Origin of the sequence: Rhizobium sp. AN6A (genome assembly GCF_900215635.1) — a bacterium.
GTDB classification, from domain to species: Bacteria; Pseudomonadota; Alphaproteobacteria; order Rhizobiales; family Rhizobiaceae; genus Agrobacterium; species Agrobacterium tumefaciens.
On record NZ_OCNC01000003.1, the window covers coordinates 1,012,899 to 1,025,683 of the forward strand.

The 12,785-nt window shown below is 59.9% G+C and carries 11 protein-coding genes and 1 pseudogene; 11 read left to right on the top strand and 1 reads right to left on the bottom strand.

Annotation, left to right across the window (positions count from 1 at the left end):
- Positions 1-191: 191 nt before the first annotated feature.
- The 4 genes from CRO62_RS08600 (at position 192) to CRO62_RS08615 (ending at position 6,355) form a co-directional block, all read left to right on the top strand.
- Complete coding sequence (locus CRO62_RS08600; RefSeq protein ID WP_025595357.1) at positions 192-1,268, top strand: efflux RND transporter periplasmic adaptor subunit; 1,077 nt, start codon at positions 192-194, stop codon at positions 1,266-1,268.
- Complete coding sequence (locus tag CRO62_RS08605) at positions 1,268-2,353, top strand: efflux RND transporter periplasmic adaptor subunit (RefSeq protein WP_097099883.1); 1,086 nt, start codon at positions 1,268-1,270, stop codon at positions 2,351-2,353. Before CRO62_RS08600 ends, CRO62_RS08605 begins: the two co-directional genes overlap by 1 nt.
- Positions 2,350-5,421, top strand: coding sequence for an efflux RND transporter permease subunit (locus tag CRO62_RS08610; protein WP_097099884.1), 3,072 nt, complete (start codon positions 2,350-2,352; stop codon positions 5,419-5,421). The genes CRO62_RS08605 and CRO62_RS08610 overlap by 4 nt, the downstream gene beginning before the upstream one ends.
- A 217-nt stretch (positions 5,422-5,638) precedes the next feature.
- On the top strand, positions 5,639-6,355 hold the full coding sequence (locus CRO62_RS08615) for a FadR/GntR family transcriptional regulator (protein WP_025595359.1): 717 nt from the start codon (positions 5,639-5,641) through the stop codon (positions 6,353-6,355).
- On the opposite strand, the gene CRO62_RS08620 is transcribed toward CRO62_RS08615, so the two are convergent.
- The gene (locus tag CRO62_RS08620; RefSeq protein WP_162697988.1) at positions 6,324-7,736 is read right to left on the bottom strand and encodes an aspartate ammonia-lyase; all 1,413 of its coding nucleotides are present in this window, start codon (positions 7,734-7,736) and stop codon (positions 6,324-6,326) included. The genes CRO62_RS08615 and CRO62_RS08620 overlap by 32 nt on opposite strands.
- Positions 7,737-7,901: 165 nt before the next feature.
- On the opposite strand from CRO62_RS08620, the gene CRO62_RS27620 reads away from it, so the two are divergent.
- The 7 genes and pseudogenes from CRO62_RS27620 (at position 7,902) to CRO62_RS27170 (ending at position 12,752) form a co-directional block, all read left to right on the top strand.
- Positions 7,902-8,030: a hypothetical protein gene (locus tag CRO62_RS27620; protein ID WP_323455482.1), complete on the top strand. Its 129-nt coding sequence runs from the start codon at positions 7,902-7,904 to the stop codon at positions 8,028-8,030.
- Positions 8,027-9,484, top strand: a complete 1,458-nt coding sequence (locus CRO62_RS08625) for an amino acid permease (RefSeq protein ID WP_019564934.1) — start codon at positions 8,027-8,029, stop codon at positions 9,482-9,484. Before CRO62_RS27620 ends, CRO62_RS08625 begins: the two co-directional genes overlap by 4 nt.
- Positions 9,481-10,435, top strand: a pseudogene (locus CRO62_RS08630) (asparaginase). Before CRO62_RS08625 ends, CRO62_RS08630 begins: the two are co-directional and overlap by 4 nt.
- 166 nt (positions 10,436-10,601) lie before the next feature.
- Entirely contained in the window at positions 10,602-10,739 is a 138-nt protein-coding gene (locus CRO62_RS27165) for a hypothetical protein (RefSeq protein ID WP_003497749.1), read from the top strand.
- A gap of 12 nt (positions 10,740-10,751) precedes the next feature.
- Entirely contained in the window at positions 10,752-10,841 is a 90-nt protein-coding gene (kdpF, locus tag CRO62_RS08635) for a K(+)-transporting ATPase subunit F (protein ID WP_003511473.1), read from the top strand.
- A 33-nt stretch (positions 10,842-10,874) separates the two neighbouring features.
- Positions 10,875-12,578 (top strand): potassium-transporting ATPase subunit KdpA, encoded by a 1,704-nt coding sequence (gene kdpA / locus CRO62_RS08640; RefSeq protein ID WP_097099886.1) that lies wholly within the window; start codon positions 10,875-10,877, stop codon positions 12,576-12,578.
- Positions 12,579-12,587: 9 nt separating this feature from the next.
- Positions 12,588-12,752 (top strand): hypothetical protein, encoded by a 165-nt coding sequence (locus tag CRO62_RS27170; protein ID WP_174003578.1) that lies wholly within the window; start codon positions 12,588-12,590, stop codon positions 12,750-12,752.
- The last annotated feature ends 33 nt before the right edge of the window (positions 12,753-12,785 follow it).

Below are 12,785 nucleotides of genomic sequence, written 5' to 3' on the forward strand. Positions count from 1 at the left end.
GACGTGGTGCGTGGTTCAATATGTCAGCACATCCCCAGATGCGTCCTAGAGGACGCGCTGGGGAAAGTCGGAATGATCATTCGGGGAGCCCGGTTTGACGTCCGGACGGTTCCCGATCGGCGACACAAGAATTTCATTGACTATTCAGTCAGTCAAATATTATAGGGTGAGGCGAAGATCAAGAGGTCACCATGAAAAGCATTCTTTTAGCAATGGCGGTCGGCGGCATTTTCGCCCTGTCGTCCTGCAGCAACGAAGAGCCGCCTGCTGAAAAGCCGTTGCGTGTCGTCGATGTGGTTGCGGCAGCGAAAAAGCCCGTCGGCCGTGGCAGCGTCATCACCGGTGAAGTAAGGGCACGGGTCCAGACGGACCTTTCCTTTCGGGTGAGCGGCAAGATCACCGAGCGGCTGGTGGATGTGGGTACGCCGGTAAAGGCCGGGCAATTGCTTGCTCGCATCGACCCGGAAGAGCAGAAGGCGGATATCGACGTTGCGGTGGCCAACCTGCAATCTGCTGAAGCGCAGATGACGCAGGCGCAGCTGGCATTCGATCGCCAGCAAAGTCTTTTCAAGACGCAGGTGACTTCGCGCTCCGCGGTCGACAAGGCGCAGGAAACCCTGCTTACGACGCAAGGCGCTGTCAGATCGGCGCAGGCGCAGCTGGATACGGCGCGCGATGCACTTTCCTACACCGAACTCAGGGCCGATGCGGATGGTGTGATCACCGCGCGCAATGTCGAGGTCGGCCAGGTGGCGCAGGCCGCTCAGCTCGTTTTCACGCTGGCGCATGACGGGCCGCGCGATGCGGTATTTGATGTCTACGAATCCCTGTTCCTCGAGCGCGATATCGACAATCTCGTCAATGTCAGCCTCCTGTCGGATCCCGCCCGCGCTGTCGAGGGACCGGTGCGGGAGATTTCCCCGACGATCGATCCCGACAATGGGACGATCCGGGTCAAGGTTGGCCTGAACGGCGATATGACCATGCCGCTCGGAGCGCCGGTATCGGGTCATTTCCGCTTCAAGCAGGTGGAGGCGATTGAGCTTCCCTGGTCGGCAATGGCATCGCAGAACGGCCTTCCCGCCGTTTGGGTGGTCGATGCGCAGTCCTCGGAAATCGCCATGCGCCGGGTTGAGGTCTCCGACTATGAGACGGGTCAATTCGTCGTGGCGGAAGGACTTCTTCCCGGCGATCTCGTCGTGACCAGCGGGACCAAATTTCTCCGCACCGGTGAAAAGGTCGCCTATGAAAAGGGGCAGGCACAATAATGTTCAGGATAAACAGAAGCTTGTTTTTGCTGCTTCCGGCGATTGCGGTCTCGTCCTGCCAGGAAAAGCAGGAAGCGCCCGCTGAGGCGCCGCGCCCTGTGCTCTCCGTCGTCGTTGGGGAGACGCGCGCCGATGCGCTGCGGCTGACCGGCACGGTGGAATCGAGAATTCAGACCGATCTCGGCTTTCGTGTTCTCGGCCGGATCATTGCCCGTAATGTCGATGTGGCCGATCTGGTCAAGAAAGGCGATGTGGTGGCCTCGATCGATCCGCTCGCGCTGGAGCTTTCGGTAAAGAGCGCCCAATCCGATCTGTCCAATGCCGAAGCGCAACTGGCCAATGCGGTGACGACCGAGCAGCGTCAGCGCGTGCTGGCCGAGGCCCGCAGCGGCACGGAAGCAGCACTTGAAGAGGCCGAGCAGGCCACGCGAACGGCCAATGCCGCCGTCGCCAAAGCCCGTGCAAATCTTGATAAGGCCGAGGAGCAACTGGGCTATACGCAGCTGCACGCGGAATTTGACGGCGTGGTGACTGCGACATCCGGTGAAATTGGCCAGGTCGTCTCTGCCGGACAGACGGTCGTGACCATTGCCCGCCCGGAAGTGCGGGATGTTGTGGTCGATGTTCCGCAATTTGCGGCGCAGCGACTGGAGATTGGATCGACCTTCGATATCGCCTTGCAACTGGACCCAAAGATACGCACCACCGGCGTGGTGCGTGAGATTGCCCCAGAAGCCGAAACCGCGACACGCACGCGCCGCACGAAAATCAGCCTTCAGGATGCGCCGCCGACATTCCGGCTCGGCTCGGTCGTCACGGCCTCGGCAATTGCCGCATCCGAATCGCAGATCATGCTCCCCTCGTCGGCCCTGCTGAAAACCGAAGGCGGTTGGAGTGTCTGGATCGTCAATACCGATACGGCCACGGTCACCTTGCGCCCGGTCACAATAGAGGGCGAGCCCGCTGAAGGCGGCAGTGTGCGCATCACCGGCGGCGTCAAGCCCGGCGAACGTGTCGCCAGCGCCGGCGTTCACAAGCTTAAGGATGGTCAAGCCATCAGGATCGATCAGGAGGTCCATCAGTGAAGAAATTCAATCTTTCCGACTGGGCGCTCGAACACCGTTCGCTCGTCTGGTACTTCATGCTGGTCTTCGTTCTTGCCGGTGTTTTCTCCTATCTCAACCTCGGACGTGAGGAAGATCCGAATTTCACCATCAAGACAATGGTGATTAGCGCGCAATGGCCCGGCGCTTCCGCGGAGGAAGTGGCCCGGCAGGTGACCGACAGGATCGAGAAGAAGCTCGAGGAACTCGACAATCTCGACTATCTGCGCAGCCAGACAGTGGCTGGCAAGACGACGATTTTCGTGGAACTCGTGCCGGAAACCAAAGCCAAGAATGTCGAACCCACCTGGGTGCGCGTGCGCAACATGATCGGCGACATCAAGGGCGACTTCCCCTCGGGCGTTGTCGGACCGTTCTTCAACGACCGTTTCGGCGATGTTTATGGCAATATCTACGCCTTCACCAGTGATGGTCTCAGCCAGCGGCAATTGCGCGATCTGGTGGAGGACGCGCGTGCCAAGGTTCTGACTGTCGATAATATCGGCAAGGTTGATGTCATCGGCGCGCAGGACGAGGCGATCTATCTGGAGTTTTCCACGCGGCAGATCGCAGCGCTGGGCATCGATCAGCAATCGATCATCAAGACGCTGCAAGCCCAGAATGCTGTCACCCAGTCCGGTTTCGTCAATGCCGGGCCTGAACGTGTTGCGCTGCGTGTCAGCGGCCAGTTCACCTCGGAAGACAGTCTTCGCGCCATCAATCTGCGCGTCAACAACCGGTTCTTCCCGCTGACGGAAGTGGCGACGATCCGGCGCGGTTATGTCGATCCGCCGTCTTCGCTGTTCCGCTTTAACGGGCAACCGGCCATCGGCCTTGCCATAGGCATGAAAACCGGTGCGAACCTCGTGCATTTCGGCGAGGAGCTGGATGCACAGATGAAGCGTATCGTGGCGGACCTGCCTGTTGGCGTCGATGTGCATCGCGTGTCTGATCAGCCGGCCGTGGTCGATGAGGCGGTCTCCGGCTTCACTTCGGCGCTGTTCGAGGCGATCGCAATCGTTCTCGTCATCAGCTTCATCAGCCTCGGATTGCGGGCGGGCATGGTGGTTGCGGTCTCCATACCGCTCGTGCTGGCGATCACCTTCGTCTACATGGAATATACCGGTATTTCGCTGCAACGCATCTCTCTCGGCGCGCTTATCATCGCGCTCGGGCTTCTCGTCGACGATGCTATGATTGCTGTCGAGATGATGGTCGCACGCCTCGAGGTCGGCGACGATCTCAGAAAAGCGGCGACCTATGTTTATACTTCGACCGCATTCCCGATGCTGACCGGTACGCTGGTCACCGTTGCCGGCTTCATTCCCGTCGGCCTCAACAACAGCGCGGCGGGTGAGTTCACATTCACCCTGTTCGTAGTGATCGCCGTTTCGCTGATCGTGTCGTGGATTGTCGCGGTTGTGTTCACGCCACTGCTTGGCGTGGCGATGTTGCCCAAGACGATGAAATCGCACCATGAGAAGAAGGGCCGTTTTGCCTCTGGCTTTTCCTGGCTTCTAGCCCGGGCGCTGCGCTTTCGTTGGGTTACGATCATCCTCACGGTTGCGTTGTTTGCCCTTTCCGTTGGCGGCATGAGCCTCGTGCAGCAGCAGTTCTTCCCGGCCTCCGACCGTGTGGAACTGATCGTGGACTGGAACCTGCCACAAAACAGCTCGATTGCTGAAACCAACCGGCAGATGGCACAGTTCGAGCAGGAAGCGCTGGCGAAAAACCCTGATATCGACCACTGGACGACCTATGTCGGTGAAGGCGCACCACGTTTCATCCTCTCCTTTGACGTGCAGACGCCTGATGTCACCTTCGGCCAGACGATCATCGTCACCAAGGGGCTTGATGTGCGCGACAAGGTGCGCGCTGAGTTGCAGGACTATCTGAACCGGACGTTTACCGGCACCGACGCCTTCGTGAAATTGCTCGACATCGGCCCTCCGGTCGGAAAGCCGGTGCAATATCGCTTGAGCGGCCCGGATATCCAGCGTGTCCGCGAACTCGGCCAGCAGCTGGCGGGCATCGTCGGCGAACATCGGCTGCTGTCCAACATGGTCATGGACTGGAATGAGCCGACGCGGGTGGTCAAGGTCGACGTTTTGCAGGACAAGGCCCGCCAGCTCGGTGTCTCTTCGGAAGACATCGCCAATGCCATGAACAGCATTGTCGAGGGTTCCACCGTGACGCAGGTCAGGGATGATATCTACCTCGTCAATGTGGTGGCGCGTGCGCAGCTGGCGGAGCGCGGCTCCATCGAAACATTGCAGAACCTGCAATTGCCAGCCACGAACGGCAAGGCCGTGCCGCTGTCGGCAATCGCCAATTTCCGCTACGAGCTGGAACAGCCGACCATCTGGCGTCGCGACAGAATTCCGACAGTCACGGTCAAGGCCGCCATCATCGGCCCGACGCAGCCGGCGACGATCGTGGAGCAGTTGAAGCCGAAACTGGAGGCTTTCGAAAAGTCGCTCCCCGTGGGGTACAAGGTGGAAATAGGTGGCTCGGTGGAATCCAGCGCGGATTCGCAGGCGCCAATCGTCGCCGTGGTGCCTCTGATGCTGTTTGCGATGGCAACGATCCTTATGGTTCAGTTGCAGAGCTTCAGCCGGCTGTTTCTTGTCTTTGCCGTTGCCCCGACGGCGCTGATCGGCGTGGTGGCAGCGCTGCTGCTCTCCAACGCGCCAATGGGTTTCGTCGCCATTCTCGGCATATTGGCACTGATCGGTATTCTGATCCGAAACTCGGTCATTCTCGTCGTTCAGATCGAACATCTCAGAAGCGAGGGGGTCTCGGCCTGGCGCGCCGTCATCGAGGCGACCGAGCATCGCATGCGACCGATCATGCTGACGGCTGCGGCGGCAACACTTGCCCTCATCCCCATATCTCGGGAGATATTCTGGGGTCCGATGGCCTATGCCATGATGGGCGGCATCGTGGTTGGCACGGCGCTCACGCTGCTGTTCCTTCCGGCACTCTATGTCGCGTGGTTCCGCATTCCGCGCGAGGATGACAAACAGGAAGTTCAGGAAATCAAGACGTAATTTCCTGCGAAACAGCCACACCCTCGTGATCGCGAGGGTGTGGCGCCGGCAAAGCCACTATCCCGCTTAAATTCTGCAAATATGCCCGCCATCGTTGTTCCTTCGGCGCAGATAGTGTTAGGAAGATCGGCTTAGCTGCGGGAGCGGCGCTGTCCTTCAATAGATAAGCGTTTGCTTCTGCGTCGTTGACAGACCAAGGGTGCCGGAGGGTTTAAGGATGGGCGGGTTGTCGGATTGGCTTGCGGACGCAAAGCCGATCAATCGCAAGAATGCCGCAGAAGTGGTGTTCGAAGATATCCGTTCGGCCATCACCTCTGGTCAGCTCGTGGTCGGAACCCGGCTGCCTTCCGAAGCCCATCTGGCGGAAAGATATGGTGTCAGCCGGCCGATCGTGCGCGAGGCGTTGCGATCTCTCCAGACTCTGGGGTTGACGCAGACGCGCACGGGTAGCGGCACCTATGTAATGACCGCCACACCGCCTGCTGAATTGAGCTACGGAGCCTATTCCGCCCGTGATCTGATCGAGGCACGCCCCTTCATCGAAGTGCCGGCGGCCGGTTGGGCGGCGCTGCGGCGCACGGATGCCCAACTAGAGACTCTGCTCGAACTCTGCGACAGGATGGAGGCTGAGGAAAGGCCGCATCCGTGGGTGCTGCTGGACGGGCAGTTTCATTGCGCCATTGCGGAAGCCTCGTCCAATGCACTGTTTGCCAAGGTTGTGGCCGATGCGCGCGAGGCTCTTTCCCAACAGTCCGAGATGGTCAACCTGATGGCTGGCCGGCGCGTTGCATCGAATTTGGAGCACCGCCGGATCGTCGAGGCGATCCGGCGGGGTTCAGCCCCCGATGCGCGCGAAGCGATGGAGCTTCACCTGGGTCAGGTGAAGCAGGTGGTAACGACCATTATTGGAGAAGATCGGGCTCGACACCCGTAAGCGCTGGTAGGTTGGCGAGGTGGCGGGGGCTCAGTGCCTGCTGAAGTTGCGCCTCTGTCAGATAGCCGCGCTCCAGAACCACCTGCGGCACGGTGCGGCCGCTGGCCAGCGCCTCCTTTGCGACGTCAGTTGCTGCATAGTATCCGATCAGCGGATTAAGCGCGGTTGCAAGACCGATCGATTCCTCCACACGCTGTGCCATGATGGCGGGATTGGCGACGATGCCATCGACACAACGTGCCGCCAAAGTCCGGCAAGCGGCGCTTAGCTGGCTGATGCTCTGAGAAAGGGCACGCACCATGATCGGCTCGAAGGCGTTCAGCTGAAGCTGCCCGGCTTCGGCGGCCATTGTGATAGTGATGTCGTTGCCGATTACCGCATAAGCCACCTGATTGACCATTTCGGGAATGACCGGATTGATCTTGCCCGGCATGATGCTGGACCCCGCCTGAACGGAGGGCAGGGTGATTTCGCCGATGCCGGCGCGCGGACCGGAAGAGAGCAGGCGAAGGTCGTTGCAGGTTTTCGACAGTTTGACGGCGACACGTTTCAACACGCCGGACAGATGCACAAATGCGCCGGGGTCCTGCGTCGCTTCGATCAGGTCGGCGGCCGTCACCAGCGGGCGTCCGGTCAACCGCGCCAGATGCTGGCAGGCAAGCGCCGCATAACCGCGCGGTGCATTGAGCCCGGTGCCGATGGCGGTGGCGCCGAGATTGATCTCGTGCAGCAGGGCTGCGGATTCGATGAGGCGGGCCTGATCCTCGCCCAGCATCACCACGAAAGTGCGGAACTCCTGACCGAGCGTCATCGGCACGGCGTCCTGCAATTGCGTCCGTCCCAGCTTGATGAAGCCGGAAAACTCCTGTGCCTTGCGATCGAACGCGTCTTTCAGCACACCCATCGAAGCCGCGAGATCGTCGATCGCTTCGATCATTCCTACATTGACCGCCGTTGGATAAGCGTCGTTGGTCGACTGACTGAGATTGACGTGGTCGTTGGGGTGAAGGTGGGCATAATCGCCCTTGGTGTGGCCGAGCAGTTCAAGTGCCCGGTTGGCAATGACCTCGTTGGCGTTCATGTTGGTAGAAGTGCCCGCACCGCCCTGAATTTCATCCACGACGAACTGCTCGTGAAGCGCACCCTCACGAATTTCGCGGCAGGCCTTGACGATTGCTTCCATCCGCTCCCGGTCGAGCAAGCCAAGCTCGTGATTGGCGAGGGCGGCGGCCTCCTTCACATAGGCCAGTCCCCTGACGAGATAGGGGTTGTGGCCGATCGTTACGCCGGTGATCTGAAAGTTCTCCACCGCGCGCGCCGTGTGCACGCCCCAATAAACATCTGCCGGAATTTCCTTCGTTCCGAGCAAATCATGCTCCATGCGCGTCACGCCCACTTTTTCCTCCAATAGCTCAAAGCGTTACCTAAATCTGTAAAGCTGTCTTACAGATTTTTCGACCTTAATCCTTCGCCGTATGAAGGTCAATAATGCTTCGATCCCCTTGACGAACGGCATTCTCTGCAATTATGAGGGCAAAAATCTGTCATGCAGCTTTACAGCGATGCATTGAGCTTGCTGGCGCTGTATCCAGCGCCGAGCGTGCCAGTTCCAATTTTGATTTCCGGCGTATCGCCGACTGCAAAGCAAATTCATTGGGAGGAGAAATATCAATGAAATCTGTAAAAACGGCACCTGCCGAACGCGAGGTCTTCACGGAAGAAGACCTCGGATACCACAAGGCACTCAAACCGCGTCAGATCCAGATGATCGCCATCGGTGGCGCAATTGGCACCGGGCTGTTCCTGGGCGCCGGTGGACGGCTGGCGCAGGCCGGTCCGGCGCTGGTGTTCGTTTATGCGCTTTGCGGCTTCTTTGCGTTTCTGGTGCTGCGTGCACTTGGCGAACTTATCATGCATCGCCCGAGTTCCGGCTCGTTCGTGTCCTATGCCCGCGAGTTCTATGGCGAGAAGATGGCTTTCTTCGCCGGCTGGATGTATTGGTTGAACTGGGCAATGACCTCCGTGGCCGATGTGACCGCCGTTGCGCTCTACATGAACTTCTTCAAACACTACGTCCCCTGGCTGGCAGGCATCGACCAATGGGTGTTTGCGCTGACGGCACTTCTGGTCGTGCTGGCGATGAACATGCTGTCGGTGAAGGTTTTTGGCGAGCTTGAGTTCTGGTTCAGCCTGATCAAGGTGCTGGCGCTTGCGATCTTCCTCGTCGTTGGTGTCTATTTCGTCATCTTCGGCACGCCCATTGAAGGGCATGTGACAGGCTTCAGCATTATCACCGACAATGGAGGCTTCTTCCCGAACGGCATTCTTCCCGCCTTCGTCATCATTCAGGGGGTGGTGTTCGCTTACGCCTCAATCGAACTGATCGGCACGGCGGCAGGGGAAACCGAAGACCCGCGCAAGGTCATGCCCCGCGCCATCCGCGCCGTGGTGCTGCGCCTCGTGGTGTTTTATGTCGGCTCGGTATTGCTGTTCACGCTGCTTCTGCCTTATACCGCCTATAAGGCCGGCGAGAGCCCCTTCGTTACCTTCTTCGGTTCCATCGGTGTTCAGGGTGCGGATGTGATCATGAACCTTGTGGTGCTAACCGCCGTGCTGTCCTCGCTCAATGCCGGGCTTTATTCTACCGGCCGTATTCTTCATTCGATGGCGGTCTCTGGATCTGCGCCGGCAGCGCTGGCAAAGATGAACAAGGCCGGCGTGCCCTATGGCGGTATTGCGGTGACCGCCGCCGTCACCGTTCTCGGTGTGGCGCTGAACGCTGTCGTGCCAGCTGCGGCCTTCGAAATTGCACTCAACCTGTCGGCGCTCGGCATCATCTGCGCATGGGCCGTCATCGTGCTCTGCCAGCTCAAACTGTGGCAGCTTTCCCGGCGCGGCGAACTGGCCCGCCCGGATTTCCGCATGTTCGGTGCGCCTTACACCGGCATTCTCACGCTCGTCTTCCTGTTCGGCGTGCTGGTGCTGATGGCTTTTGACTACCCTGTCGGCTCGTGGACCATCGCTTCGCTGCTGGTCATCATCCCGGCGCTGGTCATCGGCTGGTATATGCTGCGCGACCGTATCCACCGTCTGGCCGGCGAACGTGCAGGCGCGGGAGCATCGCATTGAGCGGGCATGGTGAAGCTCCATTGGTGGCGGTCATCGCCACCGGTGGTACCATCGCCAGCAGGCGCGGCGCCGATGGCGCCAGCACACCAAGCCTTTCGGGTGAAGACCTGCTTGCACTGGTTCCGCAAATCAACGCGAGGCTGAAGCCGATCGATCTGATGGCGAAGGATTCCTCCAGCCTGACATTGGCCGACATGCAGCGCATCAGCGATGCGGTAGGCGTGGAGCTCAATGATCCCGCTGTCACCGGTGTCGTCGTTCTGCATGGAACCGATGCGATGGAAGAATCCTCGCTGCTCGTGCATGTGCAGCATGCCATCACCAAGCCGGTTGTTTTCACCGGCGCACAGTTTACGGCCGACCATCCGAATGCGGACGGGCCGTCCAATCTGGCCGCGGCCATAGAAACGGCGCTTGATCAGGCGAATGCCGAACGCGGCGTGCTTTTATCCTTCGGTGACAGATGTCTGCCGGCATGGGGGCTTTATAAGCTGAGCGCGGATGCGGCGGATGCGTTCCGCTCTGCGCGGGCCGGCGGCCCATGCCGCAGCGCTGGAGCTTGCTGTGCCCCTCGCCGATCTGCGGGTTGATATCGTTGCCATTTATCCCGGTTGTGATGCCGCCCATATCGAGGCAAGCCTGCAGGCCGGTGCGGATGGGATCGTGCTTGCCGCACTTGGCTCCGGCAACGCCAATCCGGGCATCGCTGCGGCCGTGAAGCGCTGTGCCGAGCGAGGCGTTCCCGTCGTCGTCTCCAGCCGGGTCCCGGAAGGACTGCTGGTGGCGAGTTACGGCGGCGGCGGCGGCGGTCACGATCTGGTCGCGGCCGGTGCCGTCCATTCGTCAACGCTGCGCCCCGGACAGGCGCGTATACTGCTTGCGGCGCTGATTGCCGCCAACAGCCCGGCGGAAAAGATCGTTTCCGCGTTCAAAGACGGCTCGCCCTCTTAAGTAGCGGCTGCAATGCCCGCATTGGCGGGCATCGAAATTCCTATGGGATTCCTATTTTATTCCATCTGCGGCCGTCTCGAACCTTTATGCGGTTCGGGTGCATTCTTCTGTGCGGGAAGGGATGGTGTTTCTTCCCAGCCAGAAAGAATGAAAAGCGACGTCCCACATGACGGCGCTTTTCTTCCTGTCCGGCTCCTCGGTTAAAAAAGGAGTCCCATCGATGATGGACGTTATTCTGATCGGTGCAGCCACGGTGTTTTTCGCGCTCTGCTTTGCCTATACGCGCGCCTGCGACCGGCTTTAGGCGGAGGTCGAGATGTTATTCGACTATGTTTTGAGCGGTGCCGTCACCGTCTTTATCGCCGCCTACCTCACCTATGCTCTCATTCGCCCCGAACGCTTCTGATCGGGAAGCGGCGGCTATTGAAAGTTCAATACCATGACCCTCAATGGATGGTTTCAGATCCTGCTTTTCTGCGGGATCGTTGTCGCGCTGGTGAAGCCTCTCGGCTTCTATATGGCGCGAGTCTTTAATGGCGAACGCACCCTGCTTTCGCCGGTTCTCGCACCCGTCGAGCGCGGCCTTTATGCCCTTGCCGGGACGAGCGAGCGCGAAGAACAGCACTGGACGACCTATGCATTTTCCATGCTCCTCTTCAACCTCTTCGGTTTTGCCCTGCTTTATGCCCTGATGCGCTTTCAGGGTATGTTGCCATATAATCCGGAAGGAATGGCAGCAGTCGGGCCGGAACTGTCTTTCAACACGGCAGTCAGCTTCGTCACCAACACCAACTGGCAGAACTATGGTGGCGAAAGCACCATGTCCTATCTGACCCAGATGGCTGGTTTCACCGTGCAGAACTTTGTTTCTGCCGCGACGGGCATGGCGATTGCAATCGGGCTCATCCGCGCCTTCGCGCGCGCTTCCGGCAAGGCCATCGGCAATTTCTGGGTGGATATGGTGCGCTCGACGCTCTACATCCTGCTGCCCGCCTGTATCGTGCTGACCCTCGTTTATGTGTGGCTCGGCGTGCCGCAGACGCTTGGCGCTTATGTCGGCGCCCAGACGCTTGAAGGCGCGCGGCAGACGATCGCCGTCGGCCCGGTAGCGTCGCAGCTGGCGATCAAGATGCTCGGCACCAATGGCGGCGGTTTCTTCAATGCCAATTCCGCGCATCCGTTCGAAAACCCTGATGCCATCTCCAACATGATCCAGATGGTGTCGATCTTCGCGATCGGTGCTGCCTTCACGAACGTCTTCGGCCGTATGGTCGGCAACACCCGTCAGGGCTGGGCAATCCTTGCTGCCATGGGTGTTCTGTTCATCGCCGGTGTTGCAGTGACCTATTGGGCGGAAGCAGCCGGAAATCCGCTGATGCACAGCTTCGGCCTTGCCGGCGGCAACATGGAAGGCAAGGAAGCTCGCTTCGGCGTGGCACTCTCGTCGCTCTTTGCGGTCATCACCACCGCTGCCTCCTGCGGTGCGGTCAACGCCATGCATGGCAGCTTCACGGCGCTCGGTGGTCTCATTCCGCTCATCAACATGCAACTGGGTGAGGTAATCGTCGGCGGCGTTGGCGCGGGTTTCTATGGCATTCTTCTCTTCATCATCATCGCCATTTTCGTGGCGGGGCTGATGGTCGGGCGCACGCCGGAGTATCTCGGCAAGAAGATAGAGGCCAAGGAGATGAAGATGGCGGTTCTGGCCATTCTCTGCCTGCCGCTTGCCATGCTGGTTTTCACAGCTACCGCCACCATCCTGCCCTCGGCGGTCGCGTCGGTCGGCACAGCCGGACCGCACGGGTTCTCCGAGATCCTCTATGCCTATACCTCGGCTGCTGCCAATAACGGCTCTGCCTTCGGCGGCCTCACGGGCAACACGACCTGGTACAACATCACGCTTGGTTTTGGCATGTTGATGGGACGTTTTCTGGTGATCATTCCGGCGCTGGCGATTGCCGGGTCGCTGGTTACCAAAAAGACCGTTCCGGCATCAGCCGGCACCTTCCCCACGGACGGCCCGCTCTTCGTCGGTCTGCTCGTCGGCACGATCGTGGTCGTCGGTGGCCTCACCTTCCTGCCGGCCCTGGCGCTTGGTCCGGTCGTGGAACATCTGGTCATGGCCGCCGGCCAGGTATTTTGAGGTGGTGCCATGACGAAGGATACTTCCCGACGTAACCGCACCCTTCCTGTCCGCACTGGCGCTCCTGTTCGCGGGAGCGCCGGCCCGGGCGGCTGGTGCGCATCCAATCTCATTCTTGCAATGATGGCGGCTCTGTTCGCCGCCGTCTGCGCTCTCGAAGTTCTCACGGGCTGATCGACCCTCATCGGTCGCCCTGTTTCAAACGCT